Annotated in this window: 22 protein-coding genes; 16 read left to right on the top strand and 6 right to left on the bottom strand. The window is 62.2% G+C overall.

Annotation, left to right across the window (positions count from 1 at the left end; genetic code table 11):
- Nucleotides 1-6 precede the first annotated feature (6 nt).
- The 3 genes from PMI25_RS28130 to PMI25_RS13825 form a co-directional block, all read right to left on the bottom strand.
- Complete coding sequence (locus tag PMI25_RS28130; protein WP_150113635.1) at nt 7-348, bottom strand: type II toxin-antitoxin system RelE/ParE family toxin; 342 nt, start codon at nt 346-348, stop codon at nt 7-9.
- Nucleotides 281-475 (bottom strand): type II toxin-antitoxin system RelB family antitoxin, encoded by a 195-nt coding sequence (gene relB, locus PMI25_RS13830; RefSeq protein ID WP_007968649.1) that lies wholly within the window; start codon nt 473-475, stop codon nt 281-283. The genes PMI25_RS28130 and relB overlap by 68 nt, the downstream gene beginning before the upstream one ends.
- A 253-nt stretch (nt 476-728) precedes the next feature.
- On the bottom strand, nt 729-1,676 hold the full coding sequence (locus PMI25_RS13825; RefSeq protein WP_007968651.1) for a SphA family protein: 948 nt from the start codon (nt 1,674-1,676) through the stop codon (nt 729-731).
- Between the two features lie 210 nt (nt 1,677-1,886).
- Between PMI25_RS13825 and PMI25_RS13820 the strand changes: the two genes are divergently transcribed.
- From PMI25_RS13820 to PMI25_RS13770, 11 genes are all read left to right on the top strand, one after another.
- The gene (locus PMI25_RS13820) at nt 1,887-2,924 is read left to right on the top strand and encodes an AraC family transcriptional regulator (RefSeq protein ID WP_007968653.1); all 1,038 of its coding nucleotides are present in this window, start codon (nt 1,887-1,889) and stop codon (nt 2,922-2,924) included.
- Between the two features lie 231 nt (nt 2,925-3,155).
- On the top strand, nt 3,156-4,043 hold the full coding sequence (locus PMI25_RS13815) for a Dyp-type peroxidase (protein WP_007968656.1): 888 nt from the start codon (nt 3,156-3,158) through the stop codon (nt 4,041-4,043).
- A 25-nt stretch (nt 4,044-4,068) separates the two neighbouring features.
- The gene (locus tag PMI25_RS13810) at nt 4,069-5,037 is read left to right on the top strand and encodes a Gfo/Idh/MocA family protein (RefSeq protein ID WP_007968658.1); all 969 of its coding nucleotides are present in this window, start codon (nt 4,069-4,071) and stop codon (nt 5,035-5,037) included.
- Between the two features lie 272 nt (nt 5,038-5,309).
- Nucleotides 5,310-6,062, top strand: a complete 753-nt coding sequence (locus PMI25_RS13805; protein WP_007968661.1) for a GntR family transcriptional regulator — start codon at nt 5,310-5,312, stop codon at nt 6,060-6,062.
- Nucleotides 6,059-7,789, top strand: coding sequence for a fumarate reductase/succinate dehydrogenase flavoprotein subunit (locus PMI25_RS13800; protein ID WP_007968662.1), 1,731 nt, complete (start codon nt 6,059-6,061; stop codon nt 7,787-7,789). Before PMI25_RS13805 ends, PMI25_RS13800 begins: the two co-directional genes overlap by 4 nt.
- Nucleotides 7,790-7,816: 27 nt before the next feature.
- Nucleotides 7,817-8,062, top strand: coding sequence for a 4Fe-4S dicluster domain-containing protein (locus tag PMI25_RS13795; RefSeq protein WP_003225615.1), 246 nt, complete (start codon nt 7,817-7,819; stop codon nt 8,060-8,062).
- A gap of 297 nt (nt 8,063-8,359) precedes the next feature.
- Nucleotides 8,360-9,763 (top strand): ABC transporter substrate-binding protein, encoded by a 1,404-nt coding sequence (locus PMI25_RS13790; RefSeq protein WP_007968664.1) that lies wholly within the window; start codon nt 8,360-8,362, stop codon nt 9,761-9,763.
- A 137-nt stretch (nt 9,764-9,900) separates the two neighbouring features.
- Nucleotides 9,901-10,683 (top strand): ABC transporter permease, encoded by a 783-nt coding sequence (locus PMI25_RS13785; RefSeq protein ID WP_007968667.1) that lies wholly within the window; start codon nt 9,901-9,903, stop codon nt 10,681-10,683.
- Nucleotides 10,683-11,531: an ABC transporter ATP-binding protein gene (locus PMI25_RS13780; protein ID WP_007968669.1), complete on the top strand. Its 849-nt coding sequence runs from the start codon at nt 10,683-10,685 to the stop codon at nt 11,529-11,531. Before PMI25_RS13785 ends, PMI25_RS13780 begins: the two co-directional genes overlap by 1 nt.
- Nucleotides 11,528-12,490, top strand: a complete 963-nt coding sequence (locus PMI25_RS13775; protein ID WP_007968671.1) for a HEAT repeat domain-containing protein — start codon at nt 11,528-11,530, stop codon at nt 12,488-12,490. Before PMI25_RS13780 ends, PMI25_RS13775 begins: the two co-directional genes overlap by 4 nt.
- Nucleotides 12,487-12,765 (top strand): DUF971 domain-containing protein, encoded by a 279-nt coding sequence (locus PMI25_RS13770; RefSeq protein ID WP_007968673.1) that lies wholly within the window; start codon nt 12,487-12,489, stop codon nt 12,763-12,765. The genes PMI25_RS13775 and PMI25_RS13770 overlap by 4 nt, the downstream gene beginning before the upstream one ends.
- Before the next feature lie 129 nt (nt 12,766-12,894).
- On the opposite strand, the gene PMI25_RS13765 is transcribed toward PMI25_RS13770, so the two are convergent.
- From PMI25_RS13765 to PMI25_RS13755, 3 genes are all read right to left on the bottom strand, one after another.
- A complete protein-coding gene (locus PMI25_RS13765) occupies nt 12,895-14,553 on the bottom strand; it encodes a phosphoethanolamine transferase (protein WP_007968676.1) in 1,659 nt (552 codons plus the stop codon).
- Between the two features lie 223 nt (nt 14,554-14,776).
- The gene (locus tag PMI25_RS13760; RefSeq protein ID WP_007968678.1) at nt 14,777-15,514 is read right to left on the bottom strand and encodes a TorF family putative porin; all 738 of its coding nucleotides are present in this window, start codon (nt 15,512-15,514) and stop codon (nt 14,777-14,779) included.
- Nucleotides 15,515-15,702: 188 nt separating this feature from the next.
- A complete protein-coding gene (locus PMI25_RS13755; RefSeq protein ID WP_007968680.1) occupies nt 15,703-17,445 on the bottom strand; it encodes an amidohydrolase in 1,743 nt (580 codons plus the stop codon).
- 103 nt (nt 17,446-17,548) lie between these two features.
- Between PMI25_RS13755 and PMI25_RS13750 the strand changes: the two genes are divergently transcribed.
- The 5 genes from PMI25_RS13750 to PMI25_RS13730 all read left to right on the top strand — a co-directional run bounded on the left by PMI25_RS13750 (nt 17,549) and on the right by PMI25_RS13730 (nt 24,308).
- On the top strand, nt 17,549-18,466 hold the full coding sequence (locus PMI25_RS13750; RefSeq protein WP_007968682.1) for a LysR family transcriptional regulator: 918 nt from the start codon (nt 17,549-17,551) through the stop codon (nt 18,464-18,466).
- 110 nt (nt 18,467-18,576) lie between these two features.
- Complete coding sequence (gene lexA / locus PMI25_RS13745) at nt 18,577-19,194, top strand: transcriptional repressor LexA (protein WP_007968684.1); 618 nt, start codon at nt 18,577-18,579, stop codon at nt 19,192-19,194.
- Complete coding sequence (gene imuA, locus PMI25_RS13740; protein WP_007968686.1) at nt 19,194-19,811, top strand: translesion DNA synthesis-associated protein ImuA; 618 nt, start codon at nt 19,194-19,196, stop codon at nt 19,809-19,811. The genes lexA and imuA overlap by 1 nt, the downstream gene beginning before the upstream one ends.
- A gap of 7 nt (nt 19,812-19,818) precedes the next feature.
- Entirely contained in the window at nt 19,819-21,234 is a 1,416-nt protein-coding gene (locus PMI25_RS13735; RefSeq protein WP_007968688.1) for a Y-family DNA polymerase, read from the top strand.
- On the top strand, nt 21,231-24,308 hold the full coding sequence (locus PMI25_RS13730) for an error-prone DNA polymerase (RefSeq protein WP_007968690.1): 3,078 nt from the start codon (nt 21,231-21,233) through the stop codon (nt 24,306-24,308). Before PMI25_RS13735 ends, PMI25_RS13730 begins: the two co-directional genes overlap by 4 nt.
- Nucleotides 24,309-24,481 lie beyond the last annotated feature (173 nt).

Genomic DNA, 24,481 nt, shown 5'->3' with positions numbered 1-24,481 from the left:
CTTTTTTTATGTTGATGAGGTTCGTGGGTATTGTCGTCGGGTGTGGACTAACGTCAGTATTTTGATGCGCCCGTTCACTCGATAGACCAGCAGATAGTTCGGATTGACCACCATTTCCCGAGTGCCTGGCACTCGACCGGCCCGGTAACCATAGGGGACTGATGAAAGCCTTTGCGTTGCTGCACCAACCTTGTGCTGTAGAGCCACTGAAGCGTTGGAGTTGTATTGTTCAACGTAATCGATAATGTCAGCCAGATCGTTCAGAGCTTGATTGCTCCATTCAAGCAGCAGCGCGGCGCTTCCTGCGCTTCTCTTCCAGCATCTGGTGGAGCATTGCCATAGCTTCATCATGGGGAATGCCAGGGCTGGGGTCATCGAGTGCCTCCTGTACCTTGGCACGAAACCAGCGATCGTAGCTCTCTGCCTCTTCTTCGGATTCGAAGTCAGAGTAAAACGGGGAAAGTAATAAGCTCATAGTGATCTCCGTGATCAATCTCAGCAGTTTAAGGGGGAATGGCCCATTGTCGTCACTGGCAGACGATGTAGCCCATAAGCTCTCGAAGAACCATGGGATAACGAAGCCCAGTATCTGCAAGCGCCCCTTTGGAATCTGCCGGACGTTTCCCTCCGTCGTCCGGCAATCTCGACCGCCGTTGTAGGCCTATTCCTCCACTCTGTTTTTCAGGTTTCAAGCCTACAAATCCGCGCGCACCTTCCTACAAATGCACTCAGAACGCATACGGAATACTCACCTTCGCCCACAACATTTCCCCCTCTGGCCGGTTCTCCACGTCAAATTCCTTGGCCCAGCGAATCTCCGCACTGGCGTATTTGAGGAAGGTCAGGTGCAGCGCCGGGCCAATCGCGAAGACCTTGCCGCGCACGCCGTCATCCACATCCTGCCCGGCGAACTGCACAGTGTGGCCGTACTGTTTGTCGTCGGTGGTCTGCTTGAGGTAGTAGCCGTTGATACCGAACATCACATCGTCGGTGATCTTGTAGCTGGCCGAATAATCGAAGTGGAAGATCTGCCCGGACTTGTAGTCGGTGTCCTTGTTCTTCTCGTTGAAGCTGTAAGTGGTCTTCATCGACACTTCGGTCTTGTCGGTGGGTAGCCAGGTGAAGGAGAACAGCGGTTTGTAGGTGTAGAAATTGTTGCTGGTGTTGGCCAGCCGATCGACGCTGTATTCGCCGGTGGGCACGGTGACTTCCAGCGCGGCGCCGAGGGTCAGGTTCTTGCCCATGTCCCACAGGATGATCGGCGCGATGGTGGTGTCGCCCATGCCTTCGCGGGTATCGCTGAGGCCGAATACCGAGACTTCCTGCTTCAGCCAGGGCTGGGCGATGTAGCCGGCCAGGCGTCCGCCGAACACCCGCACCGGGCTCAGGTAATCGATGCGCGGAATGACCGCCGTGGATTCGATTTCGACATTCGGCACTTTGCCGCCCAACGAACTGATGTTGAGCTTGGTCGACTTGTAATGGTTGTAGTAGAGGTTGAACGCGACCATGTTCTCCGGAAGGCTGTCGACCTCCAGCGGCAGCATGAAGAACCCGTCGGTGCCGGGGCCGATGTTGTCGACGCCGGCTTCGGTGGCCAGGGCTGGCAGGGACGCGGTGCAACCGAGCAAGGTCAGTGCCAGACGCAAGGGGAAAGTGGCGCGGTTCGGGCTCATGGCTGTCCTCATTATTATTGTGGTGGGACGTGGCGCCGGTACGCAGAACGTCCGGCACTATAGAAATAAGCGCTTGGCGCCCGCCGGGGCAGGGTATTGGCGGACAGTTAGGGGGACTTCTGCGGACAGTCGGCCAACCCTGTGCTAACGTCGTTCGACATAACCGGTTACAAAAATAACAATCAAGCGTGATCCGGAATGTCAGCCCCCATGAACGTAAAAGTCCAAGACCCCACTTTCGAATTGGCGCTGGTCTCGCCGTTCCTTCTGCAAACCCTCGCCGAAGTCGTGCAGAACAAAGGCATCGACCCCGAAAGCCTGTGCCGTGGCCTGGGTTTCACCCTCGAAGATCTGCAGGATCCGGCGCAGCGGATCTCCTACCGCCAGGCCGTGGCGATGATTCAGCGCGCGCTCAAAGTGCTGCCCAATCAGGGGCTGGGGTTGTGGGTCGGGGCGCAGAATGTGTTGGGGACGCTGGGGCTGCTCGGCCATGTGCTGTCGCTGTGCAAGACCTTGCGCGATGCCTTCGCCCTCGGCATCCGCCACCAGCACACCTCCGGCGGAATCGTGGTGTCTAGCGTCGATGTGGTCGGCGATCAGGTGCAGTTGAACGCCGAGTGCCGCTTGCCGTTCGCCGATGTCCAGGTGTTCGCCGTCGAAGAATTTTTCGCCAGCCTGCTGGTGTATGGCCGGGCCTTGGCGGGCAATGACTTCAAGGCGATTGCCGTGGAGTTCGTGCACGCCGCGCCGGATTACCTGAGCGAATACCACCGCCTGCTCGGGCCGGACGTACGCTTCGGCTGCCTGCACAACCGCATGCTGATCGATGCGCAATGGCTGGACGTCAATCTGCCCAACCATCATTCGCTGGCGCTGCGTCAGGCGGTGGCCTTGCTGGAGCTGGAAGCGGCGCAGGTACACCAGAAACTCGATCTGATTCAGGCGGTGGAACGGGCAATTGCCCGAGATTTGAGCCGGGGCAGCCATATCGAAAAAATCGCCGGCGACCTGAACATGAGCAGCCGCACCTTGCGCCGCCGTTTGACCGAGCATGCGCTGACCTTCGAGGCACTGCTGGAGCAGGTGCGTCAGGCGCGGACCATGAGTCTGCTGGCCAATCCGGACATGCCCATCGAGCGGATTACCGAAGAGGTCGGCTACAGCGATGTACGCAGTTTCCGCCGGGCGTTCAAGCGCTGGACCGGGATGAGCCCGAGTGCGTGGCGCCAGGATGCAAGCACCGCTTAGACATCGTTCCCTGTGGCGAGGGAGCTTGCTCCCGCCGGACTGCGCAGCAGACCCAAAACCTGCCACGCCATTCCTCCAGACACACCTTGCCGGCGGGGTTCGCGGGTGCTTCGCCCCCGAGCGGGAGCAAGCTCCCTCGCCACAGGCTTCCGTGCGCCACTCACCAGTATTTCAACCCCACAAACCCTCCGGCCACAGGTAAACTCCCGCGCACTTTCCCAAGGAGTTCACATGAGTTACTACCAGCCGGGCATTCTCGCCACCCCTGTTCCTGCGCAAGCACGTCACCTGTTTTTTGCCCTTGCGTCGGTTGAAGCACTGCCGCAGGCGATCGACAACCTGATGAATCTGGTGGACGGCAAGTCGGCTGTGATCGGTTTCGGTGAATCCCTGACCAAAGCCCTGAACGTGCAAATCGACGGTCTGCGCAGCTTTCCGGCCATGAGCGGCGTCGGCGTGGAAAACCCGTCGACCCAGCACGCACTGTGGGTCTGGCTGCACGGTGTCGATCGTGGCGAATTGCTCAATCGCAGCCACGCTTTCGAAGCCGCGCTGGCCCCGGCGCTGCGCTTGGTAGACATGCAGGAAGCCTTCCGCCACAAGGACGGCCATGATCTGACCGGCTACGAAGACGGCACCGAGAATCCGCACGATGAAGCCGCGATTGCCGCCGCGTTGCTGGGCGAGGGCGCCGAAGGTCTGGTTGGCGGCAGCTTCGCCGCGATCCAGCAGTGGCAGCACGACCTCAAGGGTTTCCATAAGCTGTCTGCCGAAGACAAGGACAACATCATGGGCCGTCGCCTCAGCGACAACGAAGAGATCGACGACGCGCCCGTCTCCGCCCACGTCAAACGCACCGCCCAGGAAAGTTTCGCCCCTGAAGCCTTCGTCGTGCGGCGTTCGATGCCTTGGATCGACGGTGATCGCGCCGGTCTGATGTTCCTCGCCTTCGGTGTTTCGCTGGACGCCTTCGAAGCCCAATTGCGGCGCATGAGCGGTCTGGAAGACGGCATCACTGATGGTCTGTATCGCATCAGCCGGCCGATCACCGGCGGCTACTACTGGTGCCCGCCCATCAAGGACGGCCACCTCGATCTGCGCGCGTTGCGCATCGGCTGAGTTTCTCGAACAAATGGAGTTAGACATGGACGTGGTGCGTTGGGGCATGATCGGTTGCGGCAGTGTCGCCGAGCGCAAGAGCGGGCCGGCCTTCTATAAGGCGCCCGGTTCGGCGCTGGTGGCGGTGATGGGCCGGCGCCTTGAAGCGGTGAGCGATTACGCCGCACGCCACGGCATCGCCCGGGTCTACACCGATGTCGATGCGCTGATCAACGATCCCGAGGTGGACGCGGTGTACATTGCAACGCCCCCCGACAGCCACCACGCCTATAGCCTGAAAGTCGCCGCCGCCGGCAAGCATTGCTGCGTCGAGAAACCGATGGCGCTCAACGCCGGACAAAGCCGCGAGATGCAGCAGGCGTTTGCCGACGCCGGTCTGCACCTTTTCGTTTCCTACTACCGCCGTTCGTTGCCGCGCTTTGCCCAGGTGCGGCAATGGCTGGCGCAGGGCCGCATCGGTGAGGTGCGGCACCTGAGCTGGACGCTGACCAAGGCACCGTCGGCGGCGGATCTGCACGGCAGCGCCAACTGGCGAACCGACCCGAGCGTGGCCGGCGGCGGCTACTTTGCCGATCTGGCCAGCCATGGTTTTGACCTGTTCCAGTACCTGCTCGGCGACATCGCTGAAGTCGCCGGTTTCACCGCGCGGCAGGCCGGGTTGTATGCGGCGGAAGATGCGGTCAGCGCCAGTTGGCGGTTCGCCTCTGGAGCGCTGGGCATGGGTTGCTGGAGCTTTGTTGCGGATCGGCGTGAGGACCGGGTGGAGATCATCGGCAGTCAGGGGCGCATCGGTTTTTCGGTATTCGATGAGCATCCAGTCGAGCTGCATACGGATGAACAGATCAGCCTGGAAATCCCCCATCACGAGCACATTCAGTGGCATCACGTGCTGGGCATGAATGCGCATATCCGTGGTGATTCGCAGCATCCGGCCGTCGCCGAACAAGCGGTCAAGACCGATTGGGTGATGGATCAGATCCTTAAACGCCATTGATTTACATCTTAAAACCAACCCTGTGGCGAGGGAGCTTGCTCCCGCTGGGTCGCGCAGCGGCCCCAAATACTGGCAACGAGGTATTCCAGGTAAATCACCTCAGCCGGGTTTACGACTGCTGCGCAGCCGAGCGGGAGCGAGCTCCCTCGCCACAGGAGACGGGAGCCCTCAGGAACTGCTCCAGCTCTAAGGTTATACCCAAACAATATTTCTCAAGCTTGTCATAACGTCTCTAAGATCACGTCATAACTCGTTATAACAAGTGATCCCTGATGACCGATAACGTCCTGTCCCTCAGTAGCGTCCCGCTGCACACCCAACTGCGCGATGTCCTGCGCGCACGCATTCTCGATGGTGAATACCCGCAAGACAGCCAGATGCCGTCCGAAAGCGAACTCGGCACGCTGTTCAAAGTCAGCCGCATCACCGTGCGCCAGGCGCTGGGTGATCTGCAGAAAGAAGGGTTGATCTTCAAGATCCACGGCAAGGGCACCTTTGTCGCCAAACCGAAAACCTTTCAAAACGTCAGCAGCCTGCAAGGCCTCGCCGAGTCCATGACCGGGCGCGGCTACGAGGTGATCAACCGCCTGCGCAGCTTCAAATTCATCCCTGCCGACAAACGAGTCGCCGAGCGCCTGCAAGTCGCCGAAGGCGAGACCGTGGCGCAGATCAAACGCGTCCGGTTGATCAACCGCGAACCGATTTCGCTGGAAATCACCTACCTGCCCAAAGCCGTTGGCGAACGGCTGGAGAAGGCGGATCTGGTCACCCGCGACATCTTCCTGATTCTGGAAAACGACTGCGGCATCGCCCTCGGCCACGCCGACCTGGCGATTGACGCAGTGCTGGCCGACAGCGATTTGACCCAGGCGCTGAACGTCGAGGCCGGATCGCCGATCATGCGCATCGAGCGTCTGACCCACGACGCCAACGGCCAGCCGCTGGACTTCGAACACCTTTACTACCGTGGCGATGCGTTCCAGTACCGCCTGCGGATCGACCGGCAAAAAGGGGAGCAGGCATGACGCGCAACACCTTGGAACAGGAATACGACATCGTCGTGATCGGCGGCGGCACCGCCGGGCCGATGGCGGCGATCAAGGCCAAAGAGAAGAACCGCGACTTGCGCGTGCTGCTGGTGGACAAGGCCAACGTCAAGCGCAGCGGCGCGATCAGCATGGGCATGGACGGCCTGAACAACGCGATCATCCCCGGCCACTCGACGCCGGAGCAGTACACCAAGGAAATCACCATTGCCAACGACGGCATCGTCAATCAGGCGGCGGTGTATGCCTATGCCACCCACAGCTTCGAGACCATCGAGCAACTGGATCGCTGGGGCGTGAAGTTCGAGAAGGACGAGACCGGCGATTACGCGGTGAAAAAAGTCCACCACATGGGCGCCTACGTGCTGCCGATGCCGGAAGGGCACGACATCAAGAAAGTCCTTTACCGCCAGTTGAAACGCGCACGGGTGAGCATCACCAATCGCCTCGTTTGCACCCGCTTGCTCACCGACGCGGAAGGCGCGGTCAACGGCGTGATGGGCTTCGATTGCCGTACCGCCGACTTCCATGTGATCAAGGCCAAAGCGGTGATCCTTGCCTGCGGCGCGGCCGGTCGCCTCGGTCTGCCGTCCTCCGGTTACCTGATGGGCACCTACGAAAACCCGACCAACGCCGGCGACGGTTACGCCATGGCCTATCACGCCGGGGCCGAGCTGGCGAACCTCGAATGCTTCCAGATCAACCCGTTGATCAAGGATTACAACGGCCCGGCCTGCGCGTATGTCACAGGCCCCTTGGGCGGCTACACCGCCAACAACAAGGGCGAACGCTTCATCGAGTGCGACTACTGGAGCGGGCAGATGATGTGGGAGTTCCACCAGGAGCTGGAAAGCGGCAACGGCCCGGTGTTCCTCAAGCTCGATCACCTGGCCGAGGAAACCATTCAGAACATCGAGGAAATCCTGCACAGCAACGAGCGCCCGAGTCGTGGTCAGTTTCACGCCAATCGCGGCACCGATTACCGCACGCAGATGGTCGAGATGCACATCTCGGAGATCGGCTTCTGCAGCGGCCATTCGGCGTCCGGGGTGTGGGTCAACGAGCGGGCCGAGACCTCGGTGAAAGGCTTGTATTCGGCGGGTGACATGGCTGCGGTGCCGCACAACTACATGCTCGGCGCGTTCACCTACGGCTGGTTCGCCGGGCACAACGCGGCGGATTTTGTCGCCGGGCGCGAGTTCTCGGCGCTGGATGCCGCGCAGATCGAAACAGAGAAAGCGCGGGTCTACGCGCCACTGGATCGTGAACACGGTCTGCCGCCGGCGCAGGTCGAGTACAAGCTGCGGCGCTTCGTCAACGACTACCTGCAACCGCCGAAAGTGACCAAGAAAATGCAGATCGGCTTGCAGCGCTTCAGCGACATCGAGCGCGACCTCGAGCAGATGAAAGCCAACAACGCCCACGAACTGATGCGCGCCATGGAAACCAGCGTGATCCGCGACTGCGCGGAAATGGCCGCGCGCGCCTCGCTGTTCCGCGCCGAGAGTCGTTGGGGCCTGTACCACTACCGCGTCGATCACCCGCAGCGTAACGACAGTGAGTGGTTCTGCCACTGCCATCTGAAGAAGGGCGAGGACGGCCGCATGACCAGTTTCAAGAAGCCCGTCGAGCCGTACATCATCCCGCTCGATGCCGAAGAAATGCAGGCCTATGACCGTTTGCGGGTCGGCGCATTTGCCGCTTGATACACCACAAAAAAGAGAATCCGAACCATGGCCTATCAAGCCCAGGAAATCTTCTTCCGCTCCAACGCCCCGGTCACCGTGGACGAGGACAAATGCATCGCCGAAAAGGGCTGCACCGTGTGCGTCGACGTCTGCCCGATGGACCTGCTGGCGATCAACCCGGCCACCCAAAAGGCCTACATGGCGTTCGATGAATGCTGGTACTGCATGCCCTGCGAGAAGGATTGCCCGACCGGCGCCGTCAAAGTCGACATCCCTTATTTACTGCGGTGAAACCCGATCCACTGTGGGAGCGGGCCTGCTCGCGAATGCGGTAATCCAGCCAGCACATCGACACCTGACAAACCGCTTTCGCGAGCAAGCTCGCTCCCACAATGGATCGAGTTACTGCACAAATTGAGTACGCCAAAACCCTGTGGGAGCGAGCTTGCTCGCGAAGAGGCCCGCCCAGACAACCCAAAGCCATCCGGAAACCCCGGACGCTGGATTCATCGAAACCCCTCGTTTCCCACCGCGCCCTGATCGCGGCGGAGACGAACATCCAATAAATGATTCGAGGGGAAACACACCATGTTGCGTGCAGCACTCGCCGGTCTGGTACTGGCTTCATTGACCCTGTCGGCCTCGGCCGAAACCATCCGCATCGCCATCGGCACCCAGGACACCACCATCAACTGCGCCGCTGGCGGTCTGTTGATTCGTGAACTCGGTCTGCTCGACAAATACCTGCCGCACGACGGCGCCTACAAAGACGCGAAATACGACGTGCAGTGGAAAAACTTCACCAGCGGTGCGCCGCTGACCAACGAGATGGTCGCCGGCAAACTCGACTTCGGCGCCATGGCCGATTTCCCCGGAGCGTTCAACGGGGTGGCGTTCGAAACCGCCGGCAAGCACAGCCTGTTCATCAGCGTGTTGTCGGGCAGCATCAAGGGCAGCGGCAACGGCATCGTGGTGCCGAGCGCGTCCGGGGTGCAGGCGCTGAGTGAGCTCAAGGGCAAAACCATCTCGGTGCCATTCGCTTCGACCGCCCACGGCATGTTGCTGCGCGCGGTGGCGGAGCAGGGCTGGGACCCACTGAAAGACGTCAACATCATCGCTCAGCCACCGGAGGTCGCCGGCTCCGCGTTACAGGCCGGCAAGATCGACGCCCACGCCGATTTCGTGCCGTTCGCCGAGCTGTTCCCCAGTCGTGGTTTCGCCCGCAAGATCTACGACGGCGCCCAGGCCAACGCGCCGACCTTCCACGGTGCGCTGGTGGATCAGGCCTACGCGAAGCAATACCCGGAAATCGTCGTCGCTTACCTGCGGGCGAGCATCGAGGCCAACCAGTTGTTGGCCGCCGAGCCTGAGAAGTACAGCGAGCTGATCGCCAAAGTCACCGGCGTCGATGCCGAGGTCAACTACCTGTTCCACGGCCCGCTCGGCGTGCAGACCCGCGACCTGAGCTGGAAGCCGGAGTACCGTCAGGCCGTGGGCACCGCGATCGACACCCTGAAACTGCTGAAGAAGGCCGATCGCGGCCTCGACCTCAACACCTTCATCGACGATCAGTACATCCGCGCCGCTTTCAAGGCGTCGAACCTGGACTACAGCGCGCAGCTGGGCAACTACGCGCAAACGCCGTTGAAAGCCGTGGATGCGGCGACCGGCAAAGCGATCACCGACGTTAGCCATCTCGCCGAAATCTGGGTGCGCGGTGAAGACAAGGTGCGTCAGTACGCCTCAGCGGAGTCGGCGTTCACCGCGCTGGCCGCGCTGAAGCAGGAAGGCAAAAACATCCGCGCGGTGTATGCCCAGGCCAGTGACAGCGGGATCAAATTGCTCGCCGATCAAGCGTGGTTCGCCAGCGACGCCAAGGGCCGCTTGAGTGCGTTCCTGCTCAAGGGCCAGGCACAGCAGTTCGCGGCGGCGCAGGGCGGCAAGGTCTTCGACTTCACCGATGCCACAACCCAGGCCGTGGCTGCCCGCTAACCCGGAGAACACCTCGGTCAACTGTAGGAGTGAGCCTGCTCGCGATAGCGCTGTGTCAGACAACACATCAACAACTGACACACCGCAATCGCGAGCAGGCTCACTCCTACAGGGGATCTCGGTTGAAAGGAATATTTATGTTCAGATCCATTAAGCGCTGGGTTCCAAGGGCTGCGTCTTTGCTGCTCTGCCTGCTGTTCTGGCAGCTCGCCGCCAGCCACCACTGGAATCTCGGCCTGGTCACCTTCGCCAACGTGCCAACCCCGTTAGCCGTGATCGAAGCCGCCCTCGGCCTCGGCGACTCCGGCAAACTCATCCAGCACCTGACGGCCAGCCTCAGCCGGGTATTCGCCGGCTATCTCGCGGCACTGATCATCGGTATCGCTCTGGGCCTGGCCATTGGTCGTTCGAAATGGGCCGAAGACCTGTTGCTGCCACCGCTGGAAGTGCTGCGGCCGATTCCGGCGGTGGCGTGGATTCCGTTGGCGATCCTGATGTTCCCGTCGTCGGAGCTGTCGATGGTGTTCATCACTTTTACCGGCGCGTTGTTCCCGATCCTGCTCAACACCGTGCACGGCGTCGAAGGCGTTGATCCACGGCTGATCGCTTCGGCAAAAAGCCTCGGGGCAGGGCGCCGGGCGATTCTGCTGGAAGTGATCTTGCCCGGCGCTGCCCCGAGCATCATCACGGGACTGGCCATCGGCATGGGCACCTCGTGGTTCTGCCTGGTGACGGCTGAGATGATCTCCGGCCAGTTCGGCATCGGTTACTACACCTGGGAGTCCTACACCATCCAGAACTACGCCGACATCGTCGTCGGCATGCTGCTGATCGGCGTGCTGGGCATGGGCAGCAGTCTGCTGATCAAGCGTCTGGGCGGGCTGTTTACGCCCTGGCATCGACCACGAGGAAAAGCCTGATGAGCGCAATGCAAACCCCGGAAGGGCGAATCGATATTCGCCAATTGTCGATCGTTCTCGGTGAGGGGCAGCAAGCCTTCGAAGCCGTGCAGGGGCTGGATTGCCAGGTCGAACCGGGCCAGTTCGTGTGCATTCTCGGCCCGTCCGGATGCGGTAAATCGACCTTGCTCGGCGCACTCGCCGGACACTTGAACGCCCATACCGGCAGCCTCAAAGTCGACGGCGGCGAGGTGTCCGGGCCGTCGCCGCAGCGTGGCATGGTCTTTCAGCATCACACGCTGTTTCCGTGGCGTACGGTGCGCGACAACGTTGCGTTCGGTTTGAAGATGCGTGGCATCGGCAAGAATGAACGTCATCGTGCCGCTGACGAAATCCTCAAACTGGTGGGCCTTGAAGGCTTTGCCGAGCGCTGGCCCGATCAGCTCTCCGGCGGCATGCAGCAACGGGTGGAAATCGCCCGGGTGCTGGTCAACCGTCCACGGCTGTTGCTGATGGACGAACCGTTCGGCGCGCTGGATGCCTTGACCCGCCTGAACATGCAGGAACTGCTGCTGGACATCTGGACGCGGATTCGCACCACCGTGGTGTTTGTCACCCACGACATCGACGAGGCGCTGTTCCTCGCTGACCGCTTGCTGGTGATGAGCGCGCGTCCCGGGCGAATCATCGAAGACCTGCGCCTGGACTTCCCACGCCCGCGTACCACTGAGCTGGTCACCAGCGCCGAATTCTCCCGCCTCAAGCGCCATTGCCTCGACCTGCTGCGCCACGACAACCCCCGACCGCTGCCGCGCCTCAATCCGCTCGGTCTGCCTCCCGAAAACCCCTTGCCGCGATTTGCCCTATGACCTCATTTTTTGCTGTGACCGATAACGATGACATTCTCGCCCTGCAACCGCGTCTGACCGCTGACGATGCCGGTGTGCGGCGCATTGCGCTGATTGATCTGGCGGATCTGGAAGAACCGGACGGCCTGCTGTGGCTGGTCGAAAGACTCAGCGAAGATCCGGCCGAAGAGGTCCGCGCCGAAGCCGCGCGGCTGCTGGAAGCCTGGGAAGACGAACCGGTAGTGGCTGCGCTGTGCCAGGCACTGACCGATCCATCTGGGGCAGTGCAGGCCGCCGCCGCGCAAAGTCTGAGCCTGCTCAAGAGTGAGGCGGCAGGCCGGTTGATTCTGCCGTGGACCGATCATGCCGCAGTCAGTGTGCGAATCGCCGCGTTCAGGGCTCTGCGCGAGTTGCGTTTCGCCGATGCCGCGCCGGCTGCTATCACCGCGTTGAGTGATGCCGATGCCAATGTGCGTCGCGAAGCCGTCGGGGTGCTCGGCTGGCTCAAACAGCTCGACGCATTGCCGGCATTGGCGCGTCTGGCCAGCGCCGACCCGGACACCGAAGTGCGCCGCGCCGCCACCGGAGCTTTGGGATTGGCCTCGAGCGCCGAAGTCCTGCCGGCTTTGCGTCAGGCCCTGCAGGACGTTGCCTGGCAGGTGCGCGAAGAAGCGGCCACGACGCTGGGCAAAGTCGGCCACAGCGACGCTGGCCCGGCATTGATCGCAGCGCTTGGCGATGACTATTGGCAAGTGCGCCTGCGCGCCACCCGCAGCCTCGGGCGTTTGCGCTACGCTGCGGCGCTCGACGCCCTGATCGAAACGCTTGGCCACCGCATCAGCAACCTGCGCAAGGAAGCCGCGCTGGCCCTCGGTGAGTTGCATGATCGCGGCGCCGTGGCGGCGTTGCAGGCGGCGCAGGATGACGGTGATCCGGAAGTGCGCAAAGCGGTGCGGATTGCCTTGAGTCAGCTGCAATGAATCCGCTGGCGGTGGGCAACTCGCAAAGCGAACGGACGCTACGCCTGAGCTGGCCGGACGGCCGCGAATCGCTGTTCAATCACGCCGAACTGCGCCGCCAGTGCCCGTGCTCGCAGTGCCGCGCGTTTCGCCTGAAAGGTGTGACTCCGCTGGTGGATGATCGTGTTCGCCTGATCGAGATCAACCCGCAGGGCTATGGCGTGCAACTGGTGTTCAGTGACGGTCATCAGCGCGGGATTTACCCGTGGGACTATCTGGCACAGCTCAGTTCTTGATATGCCGCAGCCTCCTTGTAGGAGTGAGCCTGCTCGCGATAACGGTGTATCAGCCGACATCATTGTTGAATGACACACCCCTATCGCGAGCAGGCTCACTCCTACAAGGGAATTTGCGCAATATGCGGATTATTGCGCAGCCGTCATCGCCGGCCGGCAACCCCGAAACACATCCAGCCCCGGCTGATACAGCGCGGTCTTCACCTCGAACAAGCCCAGCACCGAATGAAACAGGTTGTCATGGCTCAGATCCGGCTGCCCGGTCTTGCCTTGCAGGCAATCGCGATCGATCCCCAACTGCGCCAGGGTGTTGCTGCCAAACCACATCACCATCGGCACGTGGGTCTGCGCTTCCGGCGCCAGCGCATACGGCGCAGCGTGCAGGTACAGGCCGTTTTCGCCCAGCGATTCGCCGTGATCGGAGACATACACCATCGAGGTGTCCAGTGAGTCCTGATTGCGTTTGAGCAACTCGATGACCTTGGCGAGGAAGTGGTCGGTGTAGAGGATGGTGTTGTCGTACACGTTGACCAGTTCATCACGACTGCAACTGCCCAACTGGTTGGTGTGGCAGATCGGGGTGAAGCGCTCCATGCTTTTCGGGTAGCGCTCGTAGTATTCCGGGCCGTGGCTGCCGTCAGCGTGCAGGACAATGATCGCGTGGCCCTTGAGGCTGTCGATGTAGTTCTGCAGATCGGCCAGCAGCGCCTCATCGAGGCAGTTGTTGCCGTCGCAGAACGGCCCCGGCTGGTTCTTCGCGATGTCGCGGTGCGGCACGCGCAGGCAGGTGCCCTTGCAGTCACTGTTGTTGTCCAGCCACAGCACCTGCACGCCGGCGCGCTGCAGGATATCCAGCAGGCCTTCGTAGGTTTTGCCTTTCTTGTCGCTGTAATCCTCACGGGGGAACATCGAGAACATGCACGGCACCGACACCGCCGTGGACGTGCCGCAGGAATGCACCTGAGTGAAGTTGAGGATGTCCAGTTTGCTCAGCTCGGGATTGGTCTCGCGCGCATAGCCGTTCAGCGAAAAATGATCGGCGCGGGCGGTTTCGCCGACCACAAACACCATCAGCGACTTCTTCTCGCGGCTGGCGGCATTGGCGCTCATCACCGCGTCTTCACCGATGGCCTGCACCACAAAGTGCTTTTTGATGCCCAGACGCTGCTTGGTGTATTTGCTGATGGCGTAGATGTAATTGGTCGGGTTGATGAAATGGGTGAGCTTGTCTTCTTCACGGAAAATCGGCGCGTAGGTCGAATAGAACGCGCCCACCGAGGCAGCGATCACCAGCACGCAAGCGGCAATCACCAGCACCTTGTTGAGCAGGCCGCGAAAGAACGGCCGATAACTCACCGGCCAGCGCCAGATCAGCACCGCTGGCAGCACGCCGAGCAACAGCACGTAGGCCAGCAGCTTGCCGTTGAACAACGCCGCAGCCTCGGCCGGGTTGGTTTCGAACACGTTCTGAATCATCACCGTATCGATGGTGATTCCGTACTCGTTCATGAAATACGCCGCGCAGGCCGAGAGCAGGGCCACCACAGTCAGCGCCGGTTTCAGCGTCCAGCGAAACGAAACGAGGGTCAGCAGCAGGGTGATCGCCGCCCACAGGAACAGCCCGAACGAAGCGAAAAACGCCAGTTTGTGCGCGCCCTGCAGAGTGATCAGATTACCCAACGCCTTCCAGGTCGCCAGGTTGTACAGCGCCACCAGTGCCAGGGAAAACAGCAACACCAGACGGGTTGAAGTGATGGACGGTAAACGCAGTCCTTTGCCCAAAGCCATTACAAATATTCCTCTACTCGAATAAAACACGCGCGGAAACGCGCGTAACTGTAGAAGAACAATAGTAAAAATTTCGTAAACATCCTGTAACAAACACACAGGTCAACGCAAAACCTTTTAGGAGTGAGCCTGCTCGCGATAGCGGTTGGTCAGCCGAAGTCGTTGTTGAATGACACACCGCTATCGCGAGCAGGCTCACTCCTACAGTGGGTACTTTGGTGGGTCAGAAGGATTTGCTGAGGCTCGCCACCACCGTCGCCGTACACACATCCTTGAACCCCCAGTTGCTCAGACACTGGCTCTGCGACAGGTCGGTGTCGATGTAGCTCAAACCCAGCACCACCCCGGCCAGGTTGTGCGTCAGCTTGACCTCCCATTCACGGTAACTGTCCTCGCCATGCCCGGACGCCGAGTACAGGTGCGGGTCCTTGAAGTCCATGTTGCCGTAACGCAGTTTCAGGCCGGAATCGAACGGCAACTCGGTTTCATAACCGACATAGGTGTAGAGCGAGCTCTGCTTGCTGTCGATCCCCGGCGCATCGCTGGAGTAATACGCCGCCAGCTTCACCCCATAGACGCCGAGAATCCCGTAGACCTCGCTCTGGTTGAACTGGCTTTCCCTGGGGTAGGCGTACTTGATGTAGCCCAGATCGAGGCTGACATCCTCGGTGGCCTGCCACAGCCAGCCGGCGTAGTAATCGACTTCCTGCCTGGTTTTCAGACCACCGCCGAAATCGACGTTGGAACTCCAGGCCCCCACGTACAAACCGCTGCTGTGGGCCAGGGTCAGGCCGGCCTGCATGGCCGGGTCATTCTGGCTTTGCGAGATGCCGCGGGTGCGGTAGTCGCTGGCCAGGGTCAGATCGACCAGCACGGCGAAATCGTCGTTCAGGGGGATCGCGTAACTGCTCAAGGGCAGCAGGCTCAAGGAACTCAGGGCGAGCAAGGGCAAGGCTTTCATGTGAAGTCCCGGTGTTGTGATTATTTTTGGGCAGTACGAAAACTGTGGAGGGAATGCCATCCCAAGCATCCACGCAAACCTTGTGGGAGCGAGCTTGCTCGCGAAAGCGGTGGGTCAGTCAGTGAAGATGTTGAATGGACTGGCCTCTTCGCGAGCAAGCTCGCTCCCACAGGGTGGGTTCGGTGTTGTTATTGGCTGGCGGTGTAGACCTGACGTCCGCCAAACCAGGTCTGCAGCACCTGGGTGTCATGCAGGGCTTTTTCGTCGACGCTGAACACGTCGCGATCGACCACGATGAAGTCGGCCTGCTTGCCCGGTGTCAGCGAGCCGATCTGCTTCTCCAGACCAATCGTGCGCGCCGCGTTGGCGGTGTAGGCGTAGAACATGGTTTCGCGGTCCAGACGCTCGTCGGCATTCAGCACCCCCAGCGGCCCGACGCGGGTGATGGCCTGGGCCATGGCGTTGAACGGGTTGGGCGACGACACCGGCCAGTCGCTGGCACCGGCAATCGTCGCGCCCTGTTTCAGCAGCGAGTGCGCCGGGTATTGATAGCGGAAGGCGAGGGCACTGACGTAGGGTTTGATCATGTCGGTGGTGTAGTCGTCGGCGCTGGCCCACAGCAGTTGCATCGAAGCGATCACGTTCAGCGGTTTGAAGCGGGCGAACTCTTTCGGGTTGACCATCTGCAGGTGGGTGATCGAGTGCGTGATGCCGCTCTGCCGATCCTTGCGCGCGCGCTCGATGCCATTGAGTGATTCACGCACCGCACGGTCGCCGATGGCGTGGATGTGCACCAGCCAGCCGCGCTGGTCGATGGCGCTCACCAGTTCGCCGAAATGCTGCGGGTCGATCAGCAGCTCGCCCTGTTTGTGCGAGTTGCGGTACGGATCGATCATCGCCGCGCTCTGCGCCGGGTACTCGATCACGCCGTCGGCGAAGATCTTGATTCCGGGCAGGCTCAGGTTGGGGATGCCCTGAAACTGCTGGCGCACCTTATCCAGTGTATCGAGATCTGCCGGCAGGCTTTTCGGGTTGGCCACCAGCAACGCGGCGACGTGCACGTTCATGTCGCCGCTTTCCGACAGGGCTTTATAGGCCGGCAGCACGCCGACGGTTTTCTCGGTGGGTTTGAGCGCGAACACGGCCTCGCCCGGCGCGGCGTTGGCGGCGGGGTCCATCCACGCGGTGATGCCGAGGCTGTTGTTGAAACGCACGGCGGATTTGGCCGCGTTGAGCATATCGGCTGGGCTCGGCACCGGAATTTTCGCGGCGACCCGATCCCAACCGGCGTCGACCACAAAGCCATTGGGCTCGCCGCTTGGCAGTTTGCCGATGGTGTCTTTTTCCGCGTTGGGCAGGTTCTTGAGCAACGCCGCGTCGATACCGGCGCGCTTGAGCATCACGTTGTTGGCCCACGCGGTGTGGTGATCGCTGCCGATGAACACCACCGGCACGTCGGCCCATTCGCCCTGGTTGAAGGTCTTGCCCAGCGCTTCGGCCTGCGCCCAGTACGCCGAACTCATGCCGGCGATGCTCAGCACGTCGCCGTGCTTCGCTTTGCCGTCGTCACGCCAGGCGCGCAGACGCTTTTGCAATTCATCGAGGGCGACGACTTCGTCTTCCATGTTGGCCGAGACCATTTCCAGGCCGCCGAAAATCGCGTGGGAATGGCTGTCGATCAAGCCCGGCATCAGGGTCTTGCCGCCGAGGTCGATGACCTGCGTGCCGGGTTCGATCAGCGCCTTGATCTGTGCGTCGCTGCCGACTTTCAGCACCTTGCCGTTTTCCACGGCCAGCGCCTGCACCTTCGGTTGCGAGCGGTCGGCGGTAAAAATCTTGCCGTTGACCAGTACCAGATCGGTGGCGGCCATGGCTTCCATCGAGGCAAAACTTATAGCGCTCACCAGCAGACTCGGGATGAATCTTTTCATTGAAGATTTCCTTGTTATTGCGTCTGATGGCCAGATTAGTGGCTGACTCTGACCGACAGAAAGCCTCCCTCACGAAAAACGTTTTTGCCTGAATGGAAAAAGCATGGACAAGCTGGGTGCACTGAAAATGTTCGTGGTCACCGCGCAACTCGGCAGTTTCAGCCGCGCGGCCGAGCAACTGGGCAAGACTCCGTCGGCCCTGACCAAAGCGGTCAATCATCTGGAGTCGGAACTTGGCGCGCGGCTGTTCGAACGCAGTACGCGGCGGATTCTGCTGACCGAAATCGGCCGGGTTTATCTGGAAACTGCGCGGCTGGTGTTGCAGCGGCTGGAGGAGGCCGGCGAAGAGATCGAGCAGTTGCAGCACGGTCTGCGCGGCAGCCTGAAAATCACCGCGCCGCTGGCGTACGGGCGGGCGTTTCTCGATCAAGTGTGCGACGGCTTCCTGCAGCAATACCCGCAGATCAGCCTGCAAGTGGACCTGTGCGACGCGTTCGTCAATCTGCTGGAAAGCGGCTACGATCTGGCCTTGCGCGAGGGCCACGACGACTTGCCGGGGCTGATTGCGCGGGTGGTCGGCAGCAATCGACTGGCCCTGTGCGGCAGCCCGGAGTATCTGGCGCGCAAGGGCTTGCCGGTGAATCCGCAAACCCTTGAGCAGCATGACTGGCTGCTGTATCAGCACCCGTTGCTCAGCCGCGAGTTCTGGTGGGCCGAGCGCGACGGCCAGCGCCTGAGCCTGGCGCAGCCGACGGCGCCGCGTTTGCGCAGCGACAATTACGACCTGCTGCTGGCCAGCGCATTGGCCGGACGCGGCTTGCTGCACACACCGCTGTGGAGCGCTGCGCCGTACATTGCCGACGGGCGTCTGGTACGGGTCATGGCTGACTACGAAATCGACCCCGACACTTTCGGCCCGCACATTCTCGCGGTATACCCCAGCCATCGGCGGGCCACGGCGAAAGTCGTGGCATTCATCGATTACATCGCCGCCTTCCTCGCCGAACGCGGCCTCAACTGACATCCCGTTCCCCTGTAGGCGCTGCCGAAGGCTGCGATCTTTTGATTTTTGTGAATGGTCAATCCAGGCCGACTGGCGGTGCTTGTCAGTAAAATCCCACAGGAGTACAAATGTACTCCATGACGAACCTGACTCCCCGCCGTACCGCCATCCTGACCTTTATCCGCGAACGCATCGCCGAACACGGTCAGCCCCCAAGCCTCGCTGAAATCAGCGAGGCTTTTGGTTTTGCCTCGCGCAGCGTGGCGCGCAAGCACGTGCTGGCGCTCACCGAAGCCGGGTTTATCGAGGTCAACCCGCATCAGGCCCGGGGCATTCGCCTGCTCGGGCAACCGCCGCGCCCCGAGCTGCTGGATATTCCCGTGCTCGGCCGGGTCGCCGCCGGTGCGCCGATCGGCGCCGATGCCGACATCCATAACCGCCTGATGCTCGACCCGGCGCTGTTCTCCCGCACCCCCGATTACATGCTGCGGGTGCAGGGCGACTCGATGATCGAGGACGGCATTCTCGACGGCGATCTGGTCGGTGTGCGGCGCAACCCCGAAGCGCTCAACGGCCAGATCGTGGTGGCGCGCCTCGACGGTGAAGTGACGATCAAACGCTTCGAACGTATCGGCGATGAGGTCCGGCTGTTGCCGCGCAACCCGGCGTACCAGCCGATTGTCGTGCGTGATGATCAGGACCTGGCCATCGAAGGGGTGTTCTGCGGTCTGGTGAGGCAAGGCTGATGGGCGCCGTCGTTGCACTCGATACGCTGTTCAATGGCGGCCAGGTCTGGAAGGGCCGGCCTGCGCCGCCGGCGGCCAGCCCGCAACCCACCGGGCATGCCGCGCTCGATGCGGCGTTGCCCAGCGGCGGCTGGCCGGAAGCGGCGCTGAGCGAAATCCTCCTGGCCGGCCCCGGGGTCGGCGAGCTGCAACTGGTGTGGCCGACCCTGGCGCGGCTGTCGGCGGCGGGCGAGCGCATCGTGCTGGTGGCACCGCCGTTCGTGCCGTACCCACAGGCGTGGGCGAACGCCGGGGTCGATCTGCGCCAGTTGTCGGTGATCCAGGCCAGCGAACGCGATGCCTTGTGGGCGGCGGAACAATGCCTGCGTTCCGGCAGTTGCGGCGCGGTGCTGTGCTGGCCGCACAAGGCCGATGACCGCGCGTTGCGACGTTTGCAGGTGGCGGCGGAAACCGGCCAGACCCTGGCGTTTGCCTGGCGCCCGCTGAGCGAAGCGATCAACCCGTCGCCGGCCGCGTTGCGCATTGCCATTGACGCCAGACCCGCCCAGTTGCGCGTGCTCAAATGCCGTGGCGGACTGGCGCGCACGGCGCCGATTGCGTTTGCCGTGGGGCACTGAGGTCGTCATGCGCTGGGTGTGTATCCTGTTCCCGCAATTGGCCCTCGACGCGGTGCTGCGTCAGCGTGCCGATCCCGATGAGCCGTTGGTGCTGCTCAGCGGCCCGGCCCAGCGCCGAGTGCTGCAAGCGGTCAATCCGGCGGCACGTCAACTGGGCCTGCGCGCCGGCCAGTCGATGACCGCCGCCCAGGCCCTGAGCAAAGGCTTTGCCACTGCCGACTACGACCTGGCCGAGGTCGAACACTGGCAACAGTTTCTTGCCGCGTGGGCCTATCGCTTCAGCGCGCAGGTCAGCGTGCATTACCCGCGTACCGTGGTGTTCGAGATTGAATCGAGTCTGGGCCTGTTCGGCTCCTGGGCGCAGTTCGAAGCACGGTTACGCAAGGAACTGACCGAGCTGGGCTTCCGCCATCGTATCGTCGCCGCACCGAATCCGGTGGCGGCGCGGGTGCTGGCCAACGCCTATGACGGTCTCGTCGTACCGGACGGTGAAGCCCTGCAACATCACCTCGGGCAGTTGCCCGTCGACCGTGTCGGGCTGGAGCCGCAGGTCGCCACGGCGCTGACGCGCATGGGCCTGCGCAACCTGAACCAGCTGCAGAGCCTGCCGCGCCAGGCCCTGGCCCGGCGCTTCGAAGCCTCAATGCTCAAGCATCTCGACACCTTGTTCGGCGCACGGCCGCTGGCCTTGGCGTTCTATCTGCCGCCGGACCGCTTCGATGTGCGCATCGAACTGAATTTCGACGTGCAATCCCATCAGGCGCTGTTGTTCCCGTTACGTCGATTGACCGCTGACCTGTCGGCGTTCCTCTGCGGACGTGACAGCGGCGTGCAGCGTTTCGACCTGCATCTGGAACACGCCGGGTTGCCGGACACGGTGATCAAGGTCGGCCTGCTCAGCGCCGAGCGCGATCCGGCGATGCTCTTCGAATTGGCCCGGGGGCGACTGGAACAAGTCCAGGTCGAGGCGCCGGTGCGTGGTTTTCGCCTGCGCGCCGAAGATCTGCCGAGTTTCGTGCCGCAGTTTCAGGAACTGTTCGATGATCGTCCGCAACAGACTTTGCCCTGGGAGCAATTGCGCGAACGCCTGCGCGCACGGCTCGGCGATGACGCGGTGCAGGGCCTGCGCTTTCAGGCCGACCACCGCCCCGAATGTGCCTGGCAGAACGGCGTCGACAAGCAGCGTTGCAGCGGGTTGCCGAGTGTGCAGCGCCCGGGTTGGCTGCTCGGCGAACCGCAGAGCGTGGCCGAAGGTTCGGCACGGATCCTCATGGGCCCGGAGCGCATCGAGTCCGGCTGGTGGGACGGTGATGACGTGCGCCGCGATTACTACCTGATCCAGAACCGCGCCGGTCAGCAGGGCTGGGCCTATCGGGCGGTGGGCGAGGGCGGTCCGTTGTGGCTGCAGGGCTGGTTTGCATGAGCGAGGGTTATGCCGAGCTGCACTGCCTGTCGAACTTCAGTTTCCAGCGCGGTGCCTCCAGTGCCCTGGAGCTGTTTCAGCGGGCGAAAAAACACGGCTATCAGGCGCTGGCGATCACTGACGAATGCACCCTGGCCGGGATCGTCCGCGCCTGGCAAGCGGCGAAATCGGTTGAACTGCCGCTGATCATTGGCAGCGAAGTCCGCATCGATAACGGCCCGAAACTGATACTGCTGGTGGAGAACCTGGCGGGGTATCAGGCCTTGTGCGGTTTGATCACCCAGGCCCGGCGGCGGACGCAGAAAGGCCAGTATCAAGTGCTGCGCGAGGATTTCAGCGAGCCGCTGCCGGGATTGTTCACCGTGTGGGTGCCGGACAGCGTCGATGACGTGGAGGAGGGGCGCTGGCTGAAGCAGACTTTCGGCGAGCGCCTGTATCTGGCGGTGCAGCTGCATCGCGGGCAGGACGACCGGCGGCGGCTGACGGCCCTGTCGAGTCTGGCCGAGCAGTTGCAGATTGTCGCCGTGGCCAGCGGCGATGTGCACATGCACGCCCGTGGCCGGCGCGCCCTGCAGGACACCATGACCGCGATCCGCCATCACGTCCCGGTGGCCGAGGCCGGATTGCGCCTGCACCCCAACGGCGAGCGCCATCTGCGCAGCCTCGACGTGTTGCGCGAGTTGTATCCGCAAGCGTTGCTCGACGCCTCGGTGCAACTGGCCCGGCGTTGCACTTTCGAGCTGAGCGAGTTGCGCTATCAGTATCCGAAAGAGCTGGTGCCAGAGGGGCACACCGGCAGTTCCTGGTTGCGCCAACTGACTGAAGAAGGCATTGCCTGGCGCTGGCCGAAAGGGCCACAGGCCAAAGTGCTCAAGCAAATCGACGACGAACTGAAGCTGATCGCCGAACTCGGCTACGAAAGCTACTTCCTCACTGTGCACGATGTGGTGCGTTTCGCCCGCCAGCAAAAAATCCTCTGTCAGGGCCGCGGTTCGGCGGCCAACTCGGCGGTGTGTTTTGCCCTGGGCATCACCGAGATCGACCCTGATCGCACCACGCTGCTGTTCGAACGTTTTATGTCGAAAGAACGCAACGAGCCGCCGGACATCGACGTCGACTTCGAGCACGAGCGCCGCGAAGAAGTCCTGCAATACGTGTTTCGCCGGTATGGCCGACACCGGGCGGCGCTGACGGCGGTGGTCAGCACCTACCATGCCGCCGGTGCGGTGCGTGACGTGGCCAAGGCCCTTGGGCTGCCGCCGGATCAGATCAATGCGCTGGCCGATTGTTGCGGCCACTGGAGCGATGAAACGCCACCGCTGGCGCGCTTGCTCGAAGGCGGCTTCGACCCCGACAGCCCGCTGCTGCGTCGGGTGCTGAGCCTGACCGGGCAACTGATCGGCTTCCCCCGGCACTTGTCGCAGCACCCCGGCGGTTTCGTGATTTCCGAGCAGCCGCTGGACACCCTGGTGCCGGTGGAAAACGCGGCCATGGCCGAGCGCACGATCATTCAGTGGGACAAGGACGACCTCGATGCGGTCGGGCTGCTCAAGGTCGATATCCTCGCCCTCGGCATGCTCAGTGCCATCCGCCGTTGCTTCGATCTGCTGCGTCGTCATCGCCATCTCGATCTGAGCCTGGCGACGATCCCTGATAAAGACAAAGCGACCTACGAGATGATCAGCCGCGCCGACACCATCGGCGTGTTCCAGATCGAATCGCGGGCGCAGATGTCGATGCTGCCGCGGCTGAAACCGGCGAAGTTCTACGATCTGGTGATCGAGGTGGCGATCGTCCGTCCGGGGCCGATTCAGGGCGGGATGGTCCATCCGTACCTGCGCCGCCGCAACAAGGAAGAGCCGGAAACCTATCCCTCGCCGGAGCTGGAAGTGGTGCTCAAGCGCACCCTCGGTGTGCCGCTGTTTCAGGAGCAGGTGATGCAGATCGCCATTGTCGCCGCCGACTACAGCCCCGGCGAGGCCGATCAGTTGCGCCGCTCGATGGCCGCGTGGAAACGCCACGGCGGGCTGGAGCCGCACAAGGCACGGCTGGCCGCCGGCATGAAGAAAAACGGCTACAGCGAGGAATTCGCTGCGCAGATCTTCGAGCAGATCAAGGGCTTCGGCAGCTATGGTTTTCCCGAATCCCACGCCGCCAGTTTCGCCTTGCTGACTTATGCCAGTTGCTGGCTCAAGTGCCACGAACCGGCGGCGTTCGCCTGCGCGTTGATCAACAGCTGGCCGATGGGTTTCTACAGCCCGGATCAGATCCTGCAGGACGCGCGCCGCCATCAGTTGCAGATCCGTCCGGTGGACGTGCGCGCCAGCGACTGGGATTGCAGCCTGGAACCGATCAGCGGCGCGCAACCGGCGATCCGCATGGGTTTGCGGATGATCAAGGGTTTTCGCGAGGACGATGCCCGGCGCATCGAAGCGGCACGGGCGCGGGGGGCCTTTGCCGATGTCGCCGACCTGGGCGAACGGGCCGCGCTCGACAGCCGCGCTCAGGCGCTGCTGGCCGACTCCGGGGCGTTGCGCGGGATGGCCGGGCATCGGCATCGTGCGCGCTGGGAAGTGGCCGGGGTGCAGAAACAGCTGGGCCTGTTTGCCGGGTTGCCGAGTCAGGAAGAGCCGGATGTGCTGCTGCCCAAACCGAGCGTCGGCGAGGACCTGCAGGCCGATTACGCGACCATCGGCACCACGCTGGGGCCGCATCCGCTGGCGCTGCTACGTGGCGAGCTGAAGGCGCGGCGTTGTCGCAGTTCGCAGGAGTTGCTGGACGTCGAACACGGCCGGCCAGTGAGCATCGCCGGGCTGGTCACCGGGCGTCAGCGACCGGGCACTGCCAGCGGGGTGACCTTCGTCACCCTCGAAGACGAGTTCGGCAACGTCAACGTGGTGGTCTGGCGCGATCTGGCCGAGCGCCAGCGTCAGGTGCTGGTCGGCTCGCAACTGCTCAAGGTCGATGGTCGCTGGGAGCGTGAGGGCGAAGTCCGGCACCTGATCGCCGGGCGATTGAGCGACCTGAGTCCGCTGCTCGACGGCATACGCGTGCAGAGCCGCGACTTCCACTAACGCCGCCCCCCCCCCTCTGTAGGAGCTGCCGCAGGCTGCGATCTTTTGACTTTGATTTTTAAAAACAAGATCAAAAGATCGCAGCCTGCGGCAGCTCCTACAGAGGTGGGTTTGTGGTGTTCAGGTCAGCCAATCCATTGGCGTCAAAAAAATCTGTCGTGAATGATGGCACT

Origin of the sequence: Pseudomonas sp. GM30 (assembly GCF_000282275.2) — a bacterium.
In the GTDB taxonomy this organism is placed as follows: domain Bacteria; phylum Pseudomonadota; class Gammaproteobacteria; order Pseudomonadales; family Pseudomonadaceae; genus Aquipseudomonas.
This window is presented reverse-complemented; position numbering and strand designations above follow the sequence as displayed.

Bases quoted from the DNA above. Each gene is read 5' to 3' on its own strand.
- PMI25_RS28130 (WP_150113635.1), bottom strand. From the start codon at position 348: ATGAAGCTATGGCAATGCTCCACCAGATGCTGGAAGAGAAGCGCAGGA.
- relB (WP_007968649.1), bottom strand. From the start codon at position 475: ATGAGCTTATTACTTTCCCCGTTTTACTCTGACTTCGAATCCGAAGAA.
- PMI25_RS13825 (WP_007968651.1), bottom strand. From the start codon at position 1,676: ATGAGCCCGAACCGCGCCACTTTCCCCTTGCGTCTGGCACTGACCTTG.
- PMI25_RS13820 (WP_007968653.1), top strand. From the start codon at position 1,887: ATGAACGTAAAAGTCCAAGACCCCACTTTCGAATTGGCGCTGGTCTCG.
- PMI25_RS13815 (WP_007968656.1), top strand. From the start codon at position 3,156: ATGAGTTACTACCAGCCGGGCATTCTCGCCACCCCTGTTCCTGCGCAA.
- PMI25_RS13810 (WP_007968658.1), top strand. From the start codon at position 4,069: ATGGACGTGGTGCGTTGGGGCATGATCGGTTGCGGCAGTGTCGCCGAG.
- PMI25_RS13805 (WP_007968661.1), top strand. From the start codon at position 5,310: ATGACCGATAACGTCCTGTCCCTCAGTAGCGTCCCGCTGCACACCCAA.
- PMI25_RS13800 (WP_007968662.1), top strand. From the start codon at position 6,059: ATGACGCGCAACACCTTGGAACAGGAATACGACATCGTCGTGATCGGC.
- PMI25_RS13795 (WP_003225615.1), top strand. From the start codon at position 7,817: ATGGCCTATCAAGCCCAGGAAATCTTCTTCCGCTCCAACGCCCCGGTC.
- PMI25_RS13790 (WP_007968664.1), top strand. From the start codon at position 8,360: ATGTTGCGTGCAGCACTCGCCGGTCTGGTACTGGCTTCATTGACCCTG.
- PMI25_RS13785 (WP_007968667.1), top strand. From the start codon at position 9,901: ATGTTCAGATCCATTAAGCGCTGGGTTCCAAGGGCTGCGTCTTTGCTG.
- PMI25_RS13780 (WP_007968669.1), top strand. From the start codon at position 10,683: ATGAGCGCAATGCAAACCCCGGAAGGGCGAATCGATATTCGCCAATTG.
- PMI25_RS13775 (WP_007968671.1), top strand. From the start codon at position 11,528: ATGACCTCATTTTTTGCTGTGACCGATAACGATGACATTCTCGCCCTG.
- PMI25_RS13770 (WP_007968673.1), top strand. From the start codon at position 12,487: ATGAATCCGCTGGCGGTGGGCAACTCGCAAAGCGAACGGACGCTACGC.
- PMI25_RS13765 (WP_007968676.1), bottom strand. From the start codon at position 14,553: ATGGCTTTGGGCAAAGGACTGCGTTTACCGTCCATCACTTCAACCCGT.
- PMI25_RS13760 (WP_007968678.1), bottom strand. From the start codon at position 15,514: ATGAAAGCCTTGCCCTTGCTCGCCCTGAGTTCCTTGAGCCTGCTGCCC.
- PMI25_RS13755 (WP_007968680.1), bottom strand. From the start codon at position 17,445: ATGAAAAGATTCATCCCGAGTCTGCTGGTGAGCGCTATAAGTTTTGCC.
- PMI25_RS13750 (WP_007968682.1), top strand. From the start codon at position 17,549: ATGGACAAGCTGGGTGCACTGAAAATGTTCGTGGTCACCGCGCAACTC.
- lexA (WP_007968684.1), top strand. From the start codon at position 18,577: ATGTACTCCATGACGAACCTGACTCCCCGCCGTACCGCCATCCTGACC.
- imuA (WP_007968686.1), top strand. From the start codon at position 19,194: ATGGGCGCCGTCGTTGCACTCGATACGCTGTTCAATGGCGGCCAGGTC.
- PMI25_RS13735 (WP_007968688.1), top strand. From the start codon at position 19,819: ATGCGCTGGGTGTGTATCCTGTTCCCGCAATTGGCCCTCGACGCGGTG.
- PMI25_RS13730 (WP_007968690.1), top strand. From the start codon at position 21,231: ATGAGCGAGGGTTATGCCGAGCTGCACTGCCTGTCGAACTTCAGTTTC.